The organism is Microbacterium jejuense (genome assembly GCF_019511665.1).
Taxonomy (GTDB): Bacteria; Actinomycetota; Actinomycetes; order Actinomycetales; family Microbacteriaceae; genus Microbacterium; species Microbacterium jejuense_A.
On the sequence record NZ_JAEUAW010000005.1, the window covers coordinates 254,331 to 269,243 of the forward strand.

The 14,913-nt window shown below is 72.6% G+C and carries 15 protein-coding genes; 10 read left to right on the forward strand and 5 right to left on the reverse strand.

Annotated elements, in window-relative coordinates:
- The first annotated feature begins 129 nt into the window (after positions 1-129).
- Complete coding sequence (locus JNB62_RS08955; protein ID WP_220300517.1) at positions 130-639, forward strand: hypothetical protein; 510 nt, start codon at positions 130-132, stop codon at positions 637-639.
- 89 nt (positions 640-728) lie between these two features.
- Here the strand turns inward: JNB62_RS08955 and JNB62_RS08960 are convergent, their stop codons facing one another.
- A complete protein-coding gene (locus tag JNB62_RS08960) occupies positions 729-2,285 on the reverse strand; it encodes a glycerol-3-phosphate dehydrogenase/oxidase (protein WP_220300518.1) in 1,557 nt (518 codons plus the stop codon).
- Positions 2,286-2,480: 195 nt separating this feature from the next.
- On the opposite strand from JNB62_RS08960, the gene JNB62_RS08965 reads away from it, so the two are divergent.
- From JNB62_RS08965 to JNB62_RS08985, 5 genes are all read left to right on the forward strand, one after another.
- On the forward strand, positions 2,481-4,139 hold the full coding sequence (locus tag JNB62_RS08965; RefSeq protein ID WP_220300519.1) for an FAD-binding oxidoreductase: 1,659 nt from the start codon (positions 2,481-2,483) through the stop codon (positions 4,137-4,139).
- The gene (locus JNB62_RS08970) at positions 4,136-5,038 is read left to right on the forward strand and encodes a diacylglycerol kinase (RefSeq protein ID WP_220300520.1); all 903 of its coding nucleotides are present in this window, start codon (positions 4,136-4,138) and stop codon (positions 5,036-5,038) included. Before JNB62_RS08965 ends, JNB62_RS08970 begins: the two co-directional genes overlap by 4 nt.
- Positions 5,039-5,155: 117 nt before the next feature.
- A complete protein-coding gene (locus JNB62_RS08975; protein ID WP_220300521.1) occupies positions 5,156-5,458 on the forward strand; it encodes a DUF4242 domain-containing protein in 303 nt (100 codons plus the stop codon).
- Complete coding sequence (locus JNB62_RS08980) at positions 5,455-5,700, forward strand: hypothetical protein (protein ID WP_220300522.1); 246 nt, start codon at positions 5,455-5,457, stop codon at positions 5,698-5,700. Before JNB62_RS08975 ends, JNB62_RS08980 begins: the two co-directional genes overlap by 4 nt.
- Positions 5,701-5,790: 90 nt before the next feature.
- Positions 5,791-8,370, forward strand: a complete 2,580-nt coding sequence (locus JNB62_RS08985) for an ATP-binding protein (protein WP_220300523.1) — start codon at positions 5,791-5,793, stop codon at positions 8,368-8,370.
- 9 nt (positions 8,371-8,379) lie between these two features.
- On the opposite strand, the gene JNB62_RS08990 is transcribed toward JNB62_RS08985, so the two are convergent.
- Together JNB62_RS08990 and JNB62_RS08995 are read right to left on the reverse strand one after the other, a co-directional pair.
- Positions 8,380-8,625 carry a zf-HC2 domain-containing protein gene (locus JNB62_RS08990; protein WP_220300524.1) on the reverse strand — a complete coding sequence of 82 codons (246 nt, stop codon included), beginning with the start codon at positions 8,623-8,625 and terminating at the stop codon, positions 8,380-8,382.
- Entirely contained in the window at positions 8,622-9,242 is a 621-nt protein-coding gene (locus tag JNB62_RS08995; RefSeq protein ID WP_223231028.1) for a sigma-70 family RNA polymerase sigma factor, read from the reverse strand. Before JNB62_RS08995 ends, JNB62_RS08990 begins: the two co-directional genes overlap by 4 nt.
- Before the next feature lie 168 nt (positions 9,243-9,410).
- Between JNB62_RS08995 and aroA the strand changes: the two genes are divergently transcribed.
- The 3 genes from aroA to bcp are packed head-to-tail and all read left to right on the forward strand — an operon-like array spanning position 9,411 to position 12,412.
- On the forward strand, positions 9,411-10,790 hold the full coding sequence (aroA, locus tag JNB62_RS09000) for a 3-phosphoshikimate 1-carboxyvinyltransferase (RefSeq protein ID WP_220300526.1): 1,380 nt from the start codon (positions 9,411-9,413) through the stop codon (positions 10,788-10,790).
- Positions 10,791-10,849: 59 nt separating this feature from the next.
- The gene (rsgA, locus tag JNB62_RS09005; RefSeq protein ID WP_220300527.1) at positions 10,850-11,911 is read left to right on the forward strand and encodes a ribosome small subunit-dependent GTPase A; all 1,062 of its coding nucleotides are present in this window, start codon (positions 10,850-10,852) and stop codon (positions 11,909-11,911) included.
- A gap of 30 nt (positions 11,912-11,941) precedes the next feature.
- On the forward strand, positions 11,942-12,412 hold the full coding sequence (gene bcp, locus JNB62_RS09010) for a thioredoxin-dependent thiol peroxidase (RefSeq protein ID WP_220300528.1): 471 nt from the start codon (positions 11,942-11,944) through the stop codon (positions 12,410-12,412).
- Between the two features lie 20 nt (positions 12,413-12,432).
- On the opposite strand, the gene JNB62_RS09015 is transcribed toward bcp, so the two are convergent.
- Positions 12,433-12,825 (reverse strand): histidine kinase, encoded by a 393-nt coding sequence (locus JNB62_RS09015; RefSeq protein ID WP_308291763.1) that lies wholly within the window; start codon positions 12,823-12,825, stop codon positions 12,433-12,435.
- Between the two features lie 256 nt (positions 12,826-13,081).
- Here JNB62_RS09015 and JNB62_RS09020 point away from each other — a divergent pair, with 256 nt between their 5' ends.
- A complete protein-coding gene (locus JNB62_RS09020) occupies positions 13,082-13,330 on the forward strand; it encodes a WhiB family transcriptional regulator (RefSeq protein WP_018171995.1) in 249 nt (82 codons plus the stop codon).
- A gap of 98 nt (positions 13,331-13,428) precedes the next feature.
- Here JNB62_RS09020 and JNB62_RS09025 read toward each other — a convergent pair whose 3' ends face one another.
- Positions 13,429-14,913, reverse strand: coding sequence for a sensor histidine kinase (locus tag JNB62_RS09025; protein WP_220300530.1), 1,485 nt, complete (start codon positions 14,911-14,913; stop codon positions 13,429-13,431).

Here is a 14,913-nt window from a genome sequence, read left to right on the forward strand (position 1 = left end):
GCCAAACGCCTTAGGGAGAACCACCCGTATCAGCCCGCAGGCCGCCGGCTCTACAATCGCAGGGGTTCGCCACTGCGCTCACCGGGGACTGCCGCAACACACCGACCCGCGAACCCCGGGGAGGAAGAAATGTCCATCAAGCGCATCGCGATCGCCCTGGCAGCCGCCACAGGGGCCGTCCTGCTCGCCGCGTCGCCCGCGTTCGCAGGCAACGCCCATTTCATCGACCACCACACCGGCGCGTCGCTGAACGGGACGAGTCTCGTCGTGTCGTTCAAGGAGGCCGGCCTGGAGTCGGGCTCCGTCGAGACGGTCACGGCCACGGCGCACCTCATGGCGGTGTATCAGTGCATCAACAACGGCGGTTCGAACCCGGCCGACCCGAAGAAGACGACGGTCGACGCCGAGGTGTCGCAGAGCGGCGAGTTCACCGCCAACAAGAACGGCCAGCTCGTCGGCTCGCTGACGCTGTCGACGCCGGACGCCGCGTCGGTTCTCGATTGCCCGAACGGTCAGAAGGCCATGCTCACGGCGGGCACCTGGTCGAGCGTCGAGATCATGGACGAGACGAGCGGCGCCTGGGCGGCGGTCGACGGATCGTTCTCGTTCGGGGCACCCGTGGGACACGGGAGGAAGTAGCACCGGAACACCCGGCCTTCGCCGGCGCGCCGTGAGGGAATGCCCGTCGCGTCGTGCCGGCGGAGAACCCGTGGTCGTGCCCGCGTCGCTCACACCTGGAGCGGGTCGACCCGGGCCCGGGCGAACGCGGCGGCGGCGGCATCCCTCGACGCCTCGCGGTCGGCGGGCACCAGACCGAGCCGCGTGCGGCGGTCGAGCAGGTCGTCGACGCTCAGTGCGCCCTCGGCGCGGACGCCCCACTCCAGCTCTTGGGCCGTGACGCCGCGGACGGCCCACGGGCCGTCGGCCAGTGCCGCCACGTAGGGCGCCTCGGCGCCGTAGCGGCGCACCAGGCGCGGCGCGGCGTCGATCTCTCCGAGCCGGGGGCGCGGCCACGCGCCGATCAGCGGAAGCGTCCGCGTGGGCGACGGATGGGAGGGGAAGGCGGGGTCACGGCGGATGACGGCGTCGACCGCGTCCTCCGCCATGCGGCGGTAGGTGGTGAGCTTGCCCCCGACCACGCTCAGCACGCCCGACCCGGATTCCAGGATCTCGTGCCGGCGCGACAGGTCGCTCGTCTCGTCGTCGTGTGCGGCAGCCAGGAGGGGCCGCAGCCCCGCGTAGGTGGCGAGCACGTCGTCACGCGTGAGAGGAGAGGCCAGCACCGTGTTCACCACGGCGAGCAGGTGGTCGATCTCGTCGGCGCTCGCTTCGACGACGTCGGGCATGGGCCCGTCGACGGGCACGTCGGTCAGGCCGATGTAGGTGCGGCCGTGGACGGCGGGCAGCGTGAACACGAACCTGCTCGACGAGCCCGGGATCGGCACCGTGAGCGACACGTCCGAGCCGCCGAGGCGCTCGGTCGGCACGACCAGGTGCGTGCCACGGCTCGGTCGCAGCCGCACGTCGGGATCGAGCTCCCCCGCCCACACGCCCGTCGCGTTGACCACGGCGCGCGCCTGCACCCCGAGGGTGTGACCGGTGACCAGGTCGTGCAGTCGCGCGCCGTGTCCGTCCACCGAGACCGCCTCGACGCGCGTGAGGATGGATGCCCCATACCCGGCGGCGGTGCGCGCCACCGCCACGACCAGCCGGGCGTCGTCGACGAGCTGGCCGTCCCAGCCCCGCACCGCGCCGCGCAGGTGGGTGCCGCGCAGCGCGGGCGCGAGCCGCCGTGCGGTCTCGGGCCCGACGACACCAGGACTGTGCAGCACCGAGCCGGACGTGCCGACCGCGCGGCGCAGGCCGTCGCCGAGCTCGTAGCCGAACCCGATGTACGCGCCCTTGGCGAGCGCTCCCGGGTCGTACAGCGGCACGATCTGCGCGAGCGCCCGCGTGAGATGCGGCGCGGTGCGCGTGAGCAGGATGTGCCGTTCGGCGGCGCTCTCGCGGGCGATCCCGATCTGCCGCGACGCCAGGTAGCGCAGGCCGCCGTGCACGAGCTTGGAGCTGAACCGGCTCGTGCCGTGGGCGAGATCGTGGCGCTCGACCAGGACCGTCCGCAGGCCGCGGGCGGCGGCATCCAGCGCGATCCCCGCCCCCGTGATGCCCCCGCCGATGACGAGCACATCCACCTCGCCGGCGTCCGCCAGTGCGTCGAGCTCGCGCGTGCGTCGCGCGGCCGACAGTGCCGAGGACTGCGGTGTCCGTCCGAGGATGCGGGTCACGTCTTCATGATGCCGCACCCCGTGGCCCGCTCGATCGAGAAACCACGATCGGCCTGACACACCACACCGGACCTGGTGTCTCAACCTCCGCGTGGTGTGTGAACCTCCGCGTGCGGGTTCGACGCCGACGCACCGACGGCGAGCGCCCGCCGACGCACCGACGGCGCGCACCCCCGCCGGTGCGATACTGGCCGGGTGCCGACGACGCCCGCCCCCGACGCCCTGCCCGCGACGCCCGCACCCCGCGAGCGGGGACCGTGGGACGCGTGGGATCCCGAACCGGCCCGGCTGCCCGCCGCCGCCCGCGCGATCGTCGCCACGGTCGTGCCCGGCAAGGCGCACCCCGTGCCGCGGCGCGCTCGCCCGGCGCTGACGCCCTCGCACCTCGGCGACGAGGACCTCGTCGCGCTCACCGACGTCGTGGGTGCCGGCAACGCCACGCGCGACGACGACGTGCGCGCGCTGCACCTCGGAGGCAAGAGCACGCCCGACCTGCTGCGGCGGCGTCTGGACGACCCGCAGGCCGCGCCCGACGCCGTCGTCTCGCCCGCCGATCACGCCGAGGTCGCGGGGGTGCTGCGCGTGTGCGACGACCGCTCGATCGCGGTCGTGCCGTTCGGCGGCGGGACGTCCGTCGTCGGGGGCGTCGATCCGGTGCCGGGCGCGCACCGCGCCGTGATCGCCCTCGACCTGCGTCGCACGGCGTCGCTGCGTGCGCTCGACGAGGTCTCGCTGCTCGCGACGTTCGGCGCGGGCACGACGGGCCCACAGGCCGAGGAGCTGCTCGGTGCCCGCGGCTACACGCTGGGCCACTTCCCGCAGAGCTTCGTGTACGCCTCGCTCGGCGGCTTCGCCGCGACGCGGTCGAGCGGTCAGGCCTCGCGCGGCTACGGGCGCTTCGACGACCTCGTGCACGCGCTGCGTGTCGCGACGCCGCGCGGCGACCTCGACCTCGGTCGCGCGCCGGCGAGCGCCGCGGGTCCCGACCTGCGCGAGCTGTTCCTCGGCTCGGAGGGGGCGTTCGGCGTGCTCACCGAGGTGACCGTCCGCATCCGGCCGGTCCCGGCAGCCACGGCGTACCGAGCCTGGACGTTCCCCGACTTCGCGTCGGGAGCGGCGGCGTTCCGCGAGGCGACGCAGCGCGGCATCCGCCCGACCGTCCTGCGGCTGAGCGACGAGACCGAGACCCGCGTGAACGCGACGCTGGGCGGCCATCTCACCCGCCTTCGCGGCTGCCTGGCCGTCGCGACCTTCGAGGGCGCGAACGCCTCCGATGCCGAGTCCACCCGTGACGCCCTCGACACCGTGTTCTCGGCCCACGGCGCGAAGTCCCGGGGCGAGGACCCGGCCCGCTCGTGGGAGCGGGGCCGCTTCGCCTCCCCCGGCCTGCGCGACACCCTGATGGACGTCGGCGTCCTCGCCGAGACCCTCGAGACGGCCACGACGTGGGCGCAGCTGCCGGCCCTCAAGCGCGCGGTGACCGAGGCGCTCAGCGCGAGCCTCACGGCCGCCGGGACGAAGCCGATCGTGATGTGCCACATCTCGCACGTCTATCCCGCGGGCGCCTCGCTGTACTTCACGGTGGTCGCCGCATTGACCGACGACCCGCAGGGGCAATGGGCGGGAGCGAAGGATGCCGCCTCCCGGGCGATCGGCGAATCCCACGGCACCATCACGCACCACCATGCGGTCGGGCGCGACCATCGCGCCTACCTCGAGTTCGAGATCGGGCCGCTCGGGGTCGCGGTGCTGCGGGCCGTCAAGGCGACGCTCGACCCGAACGGGATCATGAACCCCGGCGCGCTGATCGCGATCGACGCCCTGACGGAGGCCGGACCCGGAGCTCCCGCGTGAGGGTCGCGCTGCTGGTCAACCCGGCGGCACGGTCCGGGGCTCACACGGGCGCCGCGACACATGCCACCGAGCGTCTGCGCGCGCACGGCGTGCAGACGTCGATCCTGAGCGGCGGGAGCGCGGCCGAATCATCCGAGCTGCTGCGTGCGGCACTCGAGGTCGGCGTCGACGCTGTGGCGGTGGCCGGCGGCGACGGCACCGTCAACCTCGCGCTGCAGGAGCTCGCCGGGACCGGCATCCCACTCGGCATCGTCCCCGCGGGCACCGGCAACGACTTCGCGGCGACGCTCGGGCTGCGCGAACTCGACGTCGTGGCCGCCGCCGACGCGATCGCGGCCGGCGTCACCCGTACGATCGACCTCGCCCGCGTGACGCGCGACGACGGCTCGACCCGGTTCTTCGGGTCGGTGCTCGCGAGCGGCTTCGACTCGAAGGTCAACGACCGCGCCAACGCCATGCGGTGGCCGCGCGGCGGGTCGCGCTACAACATCGCGATCCTGGTGGAGTTCCTGACGCTGGCCGGGATCCCCTACGACATCGCGTACGAGGGCGCCGACGGCACGCGAGGCGAGGTGCACGACGACCTCGTGATGGCGACCGTGGGCAACGGGCGGACCTATGGGGGCGGCATCCCGATCGCCCCCGACGCCGACCCCGCCGACGGACTCCTCGATCTCGTGCTGGTGCGCCCGGCGGGCCGGCTGCGGCTGCTCGGCCTGCTGCCGAAGGTGTACCGCGGCACGCACGCGCGCGTGCCCGAGGTCTCGATCACGCGCGCGCGGTCGGTGCGGCTCTCATCCCCCGGGGTCACCGCGTACGCCGACGGCGATCCGATCGGCGCGCTGCCGCTCACGGTCGACGTGGCGCCGGGAGCGCTCACCATCTTCACGCCGGCCTGACCCGCCAGGGGAGGTCCGTCCGCAAACATGGGGAGCCGCTCCCGATGTCAGGCTGCGGCGCGGTCTCGACGATGGAGACATCCCGGAAAGCCCGGGTGCCTCACAGATCGGAAGACCATGAACACCTTCATCATCGAACGCAACGTCCCCGGCGCCTCGCAGCTGAGCCACGACGACCTCGTCGAGATCGCCCGGACCTCCAACCGGGCCGTCGAGTCGCTCGGGGTCTCGTACGAGTGGGTGACGACCTACGTCGCCGGCGACAAGCTCTACTGCATCCACCGCACCGACGACCCCGAGACCGTGCGCGAGCACGCGCGCCGGGGCGGCTTCCCGGCGGACGTCGTGTCGGAGGTCGTGGCCGAGTTCGGCCCGCGCACCGCGGACGAGGGGATGCCGTCCGCCGAGGTGGCGGCATGACCACCGTGTACGCCACTCCGGCGGCGATGGCCGAGCAGGGCGCCGCGCTGCGCGCCCTGCTCGGCGGGATCCGCCGCGGGATGCTGCAGCTCGCGGCGACGGCGCGGGCGGTCGCCCGCCCCCGCCGTCCCGCCGTCGACCACGCCGAGATGGCCCGACGACGTGCGGTCGCGCACGCCCTCGAGGCGATGCGCGCCGGCGCCTACGCCGACGTCGCCCTCGGCGGTCCCGCCCCGCGGTGACGCCGGACGGTGGACGCGCTCCGACTCGGACAGCCCCCTGACGCCACCGGCGACCGCCCACCGGGCGCCGCCGGAGCCTACGATGGCGCCATGGGGCTGTTCGAGCGCGCGCCGCAGCTCGACGCGCTGGCTGAGGCGATCGCGCGCGGCACGACGACCGGCGGATCGGCGTCCGGGTCGGTGGTCACGATCACGGGCGATGCCGGCGCGGGCAAGACGAGCCTCATCACCGCGGCGATCGCCGCGGTGCCGGACGGCGTGCGGGTGCTGCGAGCCGCGTGCGACCCGCTGTCGACGCCGCGCCCCCTGGGTCCCGTGCGCGACGTGCAGGCGGACCTCGGCGAGCCGGCCGAGGCCGACACGCTGCTGGGCGCGGAGGCCCGGTTCGCGGCGCAGGTGTCGACGGCGCCGACGGTGCTCGTGATCGACGACGCGCAGTGGATCGACGCGGCTTCGGTCGAAGTGCTGCGGTTCCTCGTGCGCCGCATCGAGGCGCTTCCCGTCGTGCTGGTGCTCGCGCATCGCGACGTGCCGCTCGGGCATGCCCTCCTGGCCCTGCTCGGAGACGTCGCGCGCATGGATTCCGCGACGCGCGTCGCCGCTCCCCCGCTGTCGGTCGATGCCGTGCGCGAGCTCCTCGGCGACCGCGGCTCAGACGCCGAACACGTGCGCGCCCTCACCGGGGGCAACCCGTTCTTCGTCGCGGAGATCGCCCGCAACCCCGGTGAGCAGCTGCCGCCGACCGTCCGCGACGCCGTGATCGCGAGCACCACCGGCCTCGACGCCGTCGAGCGCGAGGCGCTGCAGCTCATCGCCACCGCTCCGGACGCGTTCGACGACCGCCTGCTGCCGTTCGCCGGGCCGGGCGCCCCCGGTGGCGGTATCGATGTGCCGACGCTGCGGCGCCTCGAAGCCACCGGACTGCTCGTGCGCACGCCGCACGGCATCGCGTTCCGGCACGAGCTCGCGCGCCTCGCCGTGGTCGCGAGCACCGAGCCGGGCGTCGAGGCGCTGCTGCACCGCCGCGTGCTCGACGCGTGGGAGCGGGTCGGAGGAGCCGACGACGCCGTGCTGACGCATCACGCCGCCGCAGCGGGCGATGCCGAGCGGACCCTCCGGTATGCGGTGCGCGCCGCGGACGACGCCACCCGCACGGGTTCCCACACCGAGGCCGTGGCGTTCCTCACGCTCGCCCTGGAACGGCTGGACGGCGACACCGCCGACCGCGCGCGCCTGCTCGAGCGGCTCAGCACCGAGCAGTACATGGTGAGCCGGCTGCCGGCGTCCCTGGCGTCCATCGACGCGGCGCTGCGGATCCGCGAACGCCTCGGCGATCACGACGGACTCAGCACGGCCCACGACCGCCGTGCCGTCGTCGAGTACTACTCGGCTCGCCGTCGCGAGGCCGAGCATCACGCGGACGCCGCGGCCGACGAGCAGGCAGGTGCCGCCGCCCGCGCGTCGGCACAGGCGACGCGCGCCTACCTCGCCTACCGCCGTCACGACCTCGCCACCGCCCGCCGCATCGTCGACGCGCAGCGCGATTCCTCCCCCGTGGATGCCGTCGCCCTGCGCCTGTCGATCACGGAGGCCGCGGCATCCCTCGTCGACGGCGACACGACAGCGCGCGCCCTGCTGCGGCAGCACGCGTCGGCGGCTCTCGACCGCTCGCTCGACGAGATCGGCACGACCGCGTACTCGAACCTGTCGGCGCTCGACATCGAGCACCGCAGGCTGAGCGATGCCGAGGCGGTGCTGGCCGAGTCGATTCCGCTCACCGTCGACCGCGACATCCCGGTGTGCCATCAGTGGCAGACCGGCATGCGGGCGCGGCTGCACCTGCTGCGGGGTCGGTGGGCGGCCTCCGCCGAGGACGCCGCGTCGGTGCTCGACAGCGGCTGGGCTCCGCTCGCGGCCGTCTGGCCGCATATCGTGTCTGCACTGCTGGGGCTGCGGCGCGGCGACGATCCGCGCCTCGTCGACACGCACGTGGCAGCCGCCGCCGAGCTCGCCGAGCGGCTCGACGAGTCACTCGTGACGCTCGCCGTGCTGAGCCTCCGGGCCGAGCGGTCGTGGGTGACCGGCGACCTGGATCCGACCCTGGCCGCCGCGGGCGACGCGCTCGATGCGGCCGCCGCGATCCCCGGGACGCAGTGGGCGCGCGGCGACCTGCTCGTGTGGCTCTCGCGGCTCGGCCTTGCGGATGCGGCGACGCACGACACCCTGCCCGAGCCGTACCGGTTCGAGCTGGCAGGCTGGCACGCCGATGCGGCGCAGGCGTGGCGCGATCTCGGGGCGCCCTTCGACGCCGCCATGGCGGCCGTGCACTCGACGGATGCCGCCACCGCGGCGGCGGGACTCTCGAGCCTCGACGCGCTCGACGTGGCGGCGTCGGCCGCCCGGGCGCGACGGATGCTCACCGAGCGAGGCATCCGCTCACTCCCCGCAAGACCCCGCACCGCGACGCTCGCCAACCCGTCTGGACTGACGAACCGGCAGCTCGACGTCGCCCGGCTCGTGGCGCGCGGGCTCACGAACGCCGAGCTCGCACAGCAGCTCTACATCTCGCCGAAGACGGCCGACCACCATGTGTCGGCGGTCCTGAGCAAGCTCGGCCTGTCGAGCCGCCGCGACATCGTGCGCGACGCCGTCAGCCTCGGGTTGGAGTGAGGCAGCTGATCAGCTCGTGACGGTCTGCGCGGCGCGCAGCTTCGCCAGCACCTGATCGCGCAGTTCTTCGGGCGCGCTCTCCTTGCAGGCCCGGGCGAGCACCTCGGTCAGGGTGCGCGCCACGAGCGCCTCGTCACGGCATCCCTCGCAGTGCTCCAGGTGCTCGGCGATGTCGGTCTGGGAGGTCTTGCAGACCTCGTGGCGCAGGTACTCCTCCAGGTCGCGCCGCGCCTTCTCACAGCCGCAGTCGGTCATTTCTTGCTCCTCGTGGCGGCAGTCGTCTCGATGCCGCGCTCCTTTGCGTAATCGGCCAGCAGTTCACGAAGCATTCGCCTGCCACGGTGCAGACGGCTCATGACCGTGCCGATGGGGGTCTTCATGATGTCGGCGATCTCCTGATAGGCGAAGCCCTCGACGTCCGCCAGGTACACCGCCAGCCGGAAGTCCTCGGGGATCGACTGCAGCGCATCCTTCACGACGGACGCCGGCATGTGGTCGATCGCCTCGGCCTCGGCCGAGCGGGTGCTGCTCGCGGTGGTCGACTCCGCGCCGCCCAGCTGCCAGTCCTCGAGGTCGTCGATCGTGCCCTGATACGGCTCGCGCTGCTTCTTGCGGTACGTGTTGATGTACGTGTTCGTGAGGATCCGGTACAGCCACGCCTTGAGGTTCGTGCCCTGCGTGAAGGTCTTCCATGACGCGAACGCCTTCACGAAGGTCTCTTGCACGAGGTCGGCCGCGTCGGCGGGGTTGCGGGTCATGCGCATGGCCGCCGCGTACAGCTGGTCCATGAAGGGCAGTGCCTGCTCTTCGAACTGCGTACGCGGATCCTGTGCCGCTTCGGCGGCGGGGACCTGGTCGATCGAGTCGCTCATCACGCGCCAGTCTACGGCGGCTGCTTCCAGCCCACCGAGGGCGCGATGCCCCGTATCGAGGCTCAGCGACGGCGCATCGGTCTCGACGCGATCAAGTGTGGCGAACATCCGTCTCCGCTCGTGGGTGTCTCCCGGGCCTGTCGCACCGGTTCAGTAGGGTAGAACCCGATGACAGCCGACGGGTATTCCCCCACTTCCGCGCCGATTGCGCGCGGCCACTGGCACGCGCCGGTCGCCGCGGGTGCTCTGCGCGCCACCGTGACCGTGCCGGGCTCCAAGTCGCTGACCAATCGCGAGCTGATCCTCGCGGCGCTGGCCGACGGCCCGAGCCGCCTCATCGCTCCTCTGCACTCCGACGACTCCGCCCGCATGATCGATGCGCTGCGAGCCCTCGGGGTCGGCATCGAGCTCGTGCCGGGCAGCGGACTCTACGGCGACGACGTGGAGGTCACGCCGGTCTGGCCCCTCGGCGGCGACACGGTCGTCGACTGCGGACAGGCGGGCACCGTCATGCGCTTCGTCGCCGCCCTCGGCGGTTTCGCCCACGGCGACGTCACCCTCACGGCGCACGAGAGCGCACTGCATCGCCCGATGGGTGCCATGATCACTGCCCTGCGCGACGTCGGGGTCGACATCGACGACGGCGCGCGGTGGGCGCTCCCCTTCATCGTGCGCGGCCACGGTCACGTCCGCGGTGGCGAGGTCACGATCGACGCCAGCGCCTCGAGCCAGTTCGTCTCGGGCCTGCTGCTGGCCGCCCCGCGCTTCGACGTCGGGCTGCACCTCGTGCACGCCGGCGAGCGACTGCCCAGCATCCCCCACATCGACATGACCGTGGAGTCCCTCGCGCACCGCGGCGTGCACGTCGAGCGTCCCGCCGTGGGCGAGTGGATCGTGCCGGCGAGCGCGATCCGCGGCAAGGACGTCGCCATCGAGCCCGACCTCTCCAACGCCGCACCGTTCCTCGCCGCGGCCATGGTGGCGGGCGGCTCCGTGTCGGTCACCGGCTGGCCCGCGCACTCGACGCAGCCCGGCGCGATGCTCACCGACATCCTGTCGCTGATGGGCGCACGCGTCGTGCGCCGCGGCGGCGCGCTCACGGTCACCGCAGGCGCCGGCATCCAGGGCGTCGATCTGGATCTGTCGGCAGCCGGCGAGCTGGCCCCGACGATCTTCGCGCTGGCCGCGTTCGCGGACTCCCCGTCGACCCTGCACGGCATCGGCCACATCCGCGGACACGAGACCGACCGCATCGCGGCGCTGGTCGCCGAGCTGCGCGGACTCGGCGGCGAGGCGCACGAGCTGCCCGACGGCATCCGCATCGTCCCCCAGCCGCTGCACGGCGGGGTGTGGCACGCCTACCACGACCACCGAATGGCGACGACGGGTGCGCTCATCGGACTGGCTGTGCCGGGCATCGAGGTCGACGACATCGGCACGACCGCCAAGACCATGCCCGAATTCCCGCAGATCTGGCAGCGCATGCTCGACGGCGACGACGATGACGCCGACGGCGGGCTCTCCGACGAGGCGATGCGCGCCTCGTGACGCGGAATCCGACAGCATCGTGAAGCGATCCGGGACGACGCAGTGAACGAGACGGCGCCATGAGCTGGCTGAACGATCTCGACGACGAGGACGAGCCCGAGTACGACGAGGCGGACGTCCGCGTGCGCCCCAATCCGAAGGCCAACCGCCCCCGCACGAAGCGGCGTCCCGCCCACAGCGACGCCGAGATCGCCCGTGTGCTCGGCGTCGACCGCGGCCGCTACACCGTCCTCGTCGGCGAGGACCTCCCGGACGAGCACACGGTACTGGCCACGCGCGCCCGCGAGCTGCGCAAGTCCCCCATCGTGACCGGCGACCGCGCCCGCGTCGTGGGCGACACCTCCGGCGACGAGGGCACGCTGGCACGCATCGTCGGCATCGAGGAGCGCACCTCGCTCCTGCGCCGCAGTGCCGACGACACCGACCAGGTCGAGCGCGTCATCGTCGCCAACGCCGACCAGATGCTCGTCGTCGTGGCCGCCGCCGACCCTGAGCCCCGGCCGCGGCTCGTCGACCGGTACCTGGTCGCGGCCCTGGACGCCGGCATCCGTCCCCTCCTCGTCGTCACGAAGACCGACCTCGCCGACCCGGCCGGATTCCTCGCGCACTTCGAAGGCCTCGACCTCGAGGTGTTCACGAGCGGCCGCGAAGAGATGCCGCTGCAGCGCATCGGCGCGGCCCTCGTGGGGCATTCCACCGTGTTCGTCGGGCACTCCGGCGTGGGCAAGTCGACGCTCGTCAACGCCCTCGTGCCCGATGCGCGGCGCGCGACGGGTCACGTCAACGAGGTGACCGGCCGTGGCCGCCACACCTCGAGCTCGACGGTGTCGCTGCGCTACCGCGGCGAAGGCGGCAACGGCTGGGTGATCGACACGCCCGGCGTCCGCTCGTTCGGGCTCGGGCACGTCGATCCGGCCAACATCCTGCGCGCCTTCACGGACCTCGCCGAGATCGCCGAGGACTGCCCGCGCGGATGCACCCACCTGCCCGACGCACCGGACTGCGCGATCGTCGAGGCGGTCGCCGAGGGGCGGCTCGGCCCCGGCGGCGCCGCGCGGCTGGACTCGCTGCAGCGGCTGCTCGAGACGTTCGCGAAGAAGGCGCAGGACCCGGGAGCCTAGTGCCCTCGGTGCTCGGAATAGGCTGAGTCGGTGACCACGCAGCGCCTCGAACCCGGCTCCCTCGCCCCCTCCTTCACGCTCCCCGACCAGGACGAGCGTCCGGTGACGCTGAAAGACCTGCGCGGCGGACCGGTCATCCTCTTCTTCTACCCCGCCGCCATGACCCCCGGGTGCACCAAGGAGGCGTGCGACTTCCGCGACAGCCTCGCGCCGCTGCAGGCCGCGGGCTACACCGTGCTGGGCATCTCGCCCGACGATCCCGAGAAGCTGCGCCGCTTCCGCGAGCGTGACGGCCTCACGTACGACCTGCTGAGCGATCCTGACCACAAGGTGCTCGAGAAGTACGCCGCGTGGGGCGAGAAGATGAACTACGGCAAGACGTTCCTCGGCGTCATCCGCTCGACGATCGTGATCGACGCGAAGGGCCGCGTCACGCACGCGCTCTACAACGTGCGTGCGACCGGGCACGTCGCCCGCGTGCGGACACTGCTCGGCGTGTGACGCCGCGAGCGGCGCCGGTGTCAGCGCGCGCTGCCCTCGGCGTCGTGACGTGACGCCCGCCCGGCGTCGCGCACCGCGAGGATCAGCAGCACGAACGTCACGAGGGCCGGGACGGCGAGCGCGAGTGCGATGCCCGGCGCGGCGAACGCCCCGGTCACCGCGCCCAGGGCGACGGCGAGGATCAGCAGCTGCGTGACGATGCCGCCGGAGCGGCCCCACGACTGACCCCTCCACGTGGCGACGGCGAACGCGATGACCGCCGCGGCGCCGACGAGGCTCAGCACGATGAGCGCTATGGCACTCGCGAGGGAGTCCGTGTCGCCCCGCAGGATCTCGACGATCTGCCAGACCACCAGCGCGGCGATGCCCACTCCTTCGAGGCCGACCAGCACTGCGGCGACCCTTCCGGACACGTTTGTCCGCATTCTCCGTCGACTCCCTCTTCATCCGGCGAGCGTTTGTGCGAACCCTCCACATGGTGAGGGGAACACTCAGCAAGTCCTACACAAACGCGCCGATCAACCCTTGATTCAGGTAAACCGCTATGGGACGATTGGTGAAGCCGTGTGCTCCCACAGCGACGTGGGGCGAGTTCTCTCGCACATCCCACAGGGTATCGGACCCGAACCGGCACTCTTTCCCCACCCCTCTGTCACAAGGAGCACCACCATGGACTGGCGCGACAAGGCCGCCTGCCTGACCGTCGACCCCGAACTGTTCTTCCCCGTGGGGAACACCGGACCTGCCGTCGATCAGATCGAGAAGGCCAAGTCGGTGTGCGCACGCTGCACCGTCACCGAGATCTGCCTGCAGTACGCCCTCGAGACCGGTCAGGACTCGGGCGTGTGGGGCGGTCTTTCCGAAGACGAGCGCCGTGCGCTCAAGCGCCGCGCCGCTCGCGCGCGCCGCGCTTCCTGAGCACGCGAACAGAAGACGGAGTGGATGCCGCGAGCCGCGGCATCCACTCCGTCTTCTGTCGTTGCGGCAGGCCGCGTCGCTGAGATCAGGGAACCTGCTCAGCCTTTGCCGCGGTCGATGTACCGCAGCGGGATGTCGATGGTGACCTCGGTGCCGCTGCCCATGATGGTGTGCCAGTCGATCGTGCCGCCGAGCTCGCCCTGGATGAGGGTGCGCACGATCTGGGTTCCGAGACCGCGACCGACCTGCCCCTCGGGCAGACCGGAGCCCGTGTCGCGCACCCGCACCTCGAGCCGGTCGTCGGTGCGGTCGGCGATGATCTCGACGTCGCCCTCCTGCCCGGCCAGGCCGTGCTCGACGGCGTTCGTCACGAGTTCGGTGAGGGCCAGCGCGAGGGGCGTCGCGTACTCGCTGGGGAGCGTGCCGAAGCGGCCCGTCGAATGGGTGCGGGCGCGAGTGTTGGGCGCCGCGGCGACTTCGGCCACGAGCTTCAGGACGCGGGCGAACACCTCGTCGAAGTCGACGTTCTGCGCGAGGCCTTCCGACAGGGTGTCGTGCACGACGGCGATCGCCGAGACGCGGCGCATCGCCTGCGTGAGCGCGTCGCGCGCCTCGTCCGAGTGCGACCGGCGCGCCTGGATGCGCAGCAGCGACGCGACGGTCTGGAGGTTGTTCTTGACGCGGTGGTGGATCTCGCGGATCGTCGCGTCCTTGGTGATGAGCTCCTGCTCCTGGTGGCGGATCTCGGTGACGTCGCGGCACAGCAGGATCGCGCCGATGCGCGTGCCGTGGTCGCGCAGCGGAATGGTGCGCAGCGACACCGTCACGCCCCGCGCCTCCAGGTCGGCCCGCCACGGCGCCCGCCCCGTCACGACGACGGGCAGCGATTCGTCGAACTGGCGCTTTGTGGGAAGGATCTGCGTCACGACCTCGACGAGCGACTCCCCCTCCAGCTCGTCCTCGAACCCGAGGCGGTTGAAGGCCGACAGCGCGTTCGGGCTCGCGAACGTCGTGATGCCGTCGACGTCGAGGCGCACCAGACCGTCGGAGGCACGCGGGGCTCCGCGGCGCGGCGAGGTCGGCGCCGTGAGGTCGGGGAAATCTCCCGAGGCGATCATGCCGAAGAGGTCGTCGGCGCATTCGTTGAAGGTGATCTGCTGCCGCGACGGCGTGCGCGCCTCGCCGAGGTTCGTGTGGCGCGTCACGACGCCGATCGCCTGCAGGACGCCTCCCTGCTTGCGGGCGACGGGCACGGCGCGCACGCGCGTCGGCGTCTCTTCGAACCAGTCGGGCGACGCCGAGTCGACGATGACGCCGGTCTGGAAGGCCTCCCGCACCTGCGTGCGCCACTGCGGGCGCACGCGGTCGCCGACGATGTCGCGGTAGAACAGCGTCGCCGCACCGCTCGGACGCGTGTGCGCGACGGCGACGAACGAGTCGTCTGAGGTCGGGACCCACAGCACGATGTCGGCGGACGCCAGATCGGCGAGGAGCTGACCGTCACCGGCGAGACGGTGGAGCCACTCCACATCCTCTTCGCTGGAGCGGCCCTGGGCGTAGACGAGATCGCTGAGGGTCGACAC

What these genes read in the sequence shown, in the direction of transcription:
- JNB62_RS08955 (WP_220300517.1), top strand. Translation starts at nt 130, where the DNA reads ATGTCCATCAAGCGCATCGCGATCGCCCTGGCAGCCGCCACAGGGGCC.
- JNB62_RS08975 (WP_220300521.1), top strand. Translation starts at nt 5,156, where the DNA reads ATGAACACCTTCATCATCGAACGCAACGTCCCCGGCGCCTCGCAGCTG.
- JNB62_RS08980 (WP_220300522.1), top strand. Translation starts at nt 5,455, where the DNA reads ATGACCACCGTGTACGCCACTCCGGCGGCGATGGCCGAGCAGGGCGCC.
- JNB62_RS08985 (WP_220300523.1), top strand. Translation starts at nt 5,791, where the DNA reads ATGGGGCTGTTCGAGCGCGCGCCGCAGCTCGACGCGCTGGCTGAGGCG.
- JNB62_RS08990 (WP_220300524.1), bottom strand. Translation starts at nt 8,625, where the DNA reads ATGACCGACTGCGGCTGTGAGAAGGCGCGGCGCGACCTGGAGGAGTAC.
- JNB62_RS08995 (WP_223231028.1), bottom strand. Translation starts at nt 9,242, where the DNA reads ATGAGCGACTCGATCGACCAGGTCCCCGCCGCCGAAGCGGCACAGGAT.
- aroA (WP_220300526.1), top strand. Translation starts at nt 9,411, where the DNA reads ATGACAGCCGACGGGTATTCCCCCACTTCCGCGCCGATTGCGCGCGGC.
- rsgA (WP_220300527.1), top strand. Translation starts at nt 10,850, where the DNA reads ATGAGCTGGCTGAACGATCTCGACGACGAGGACGAGCCCGAGTACGAC.
- JNB62_RS09020 (WP_018171995.1), top strand. Translation starts at nt 13,082, where the DNA reads ATGGACTGGCGCGACAAGGCCGCCTGCCTGACCGTCGACCCCGAACTG.